Source organism: Rahnella woolbedingensis, from assembly GCF_003602095.1.
In the GTDB taxonomy this organism is placed as follows: domain Bacteria; phylum Pseudomonadota; class Gammaproteobacteria; order Enterobacterales; family Enterobacteriaceae; genus Rahnella; species Rahnella woolbedingensis.
In genome coordinates this window covers 1-422 of record NZ_RAHH01000105.1, presented here as the reverse complement: position 1 = coordinate 422, position 422 = coordinate 1, and the positions used below count along the sequence as shown (strand labels likewise).

Annotated in this window: 1 protein-coding gene; it reads left to right on the top strand. The window is 54.5% G+C overall.

Annotation, left to right across the window (positions count from 1 at the left end; all coding sequences use genetic code 11):
* Positions 1–108: 108 nt before the first annotated feature.
* Positions 109–422 (top strand): RHS repeat domain-containing protein (locus D6C13_RS25410; protein ID WP_147408214.1); only part of this gene is annotated, 314 nt, incomplete at its 3' end.

The following is a 422-nucleotide window of genomic DNA, read 5'->3' as shown; positions in this document are numbered from 1 at the left end:
GCATGGCACTTACTTCCTTCTGGTTTGCGCAGTGATTATGGCTGGCAACATTTCGCAGACGACTGGCGGGTTATTTTTCACTCGACAGGTGCCGGCAGGCGCACCGGGATGACTTACGATCTGGACCAGCGGATCACCCATGTTTACGAATCTGACGGCCTGCGGCGCGAGCATCACTGGAACGCAGACTATCTGGTGGAACGTTACATCGACGAGGCAGGTAGCGTCTGGTGCTATGAGTGGGATGAGAATCAGCAGCTCACTAAAACGGTCGCCCCCGACGGTGCTATGCATCAGTACGTTTACGACCTCTGCGGCAATCTTGTCGAAGAAATCAACCCGTTGGGCGGTGTGAGCAAAACGGTATGGCTTGAGCAGCAGGCTCTGCCTCGTGATTTTATCGATCCTCAGGACGGTGTTTA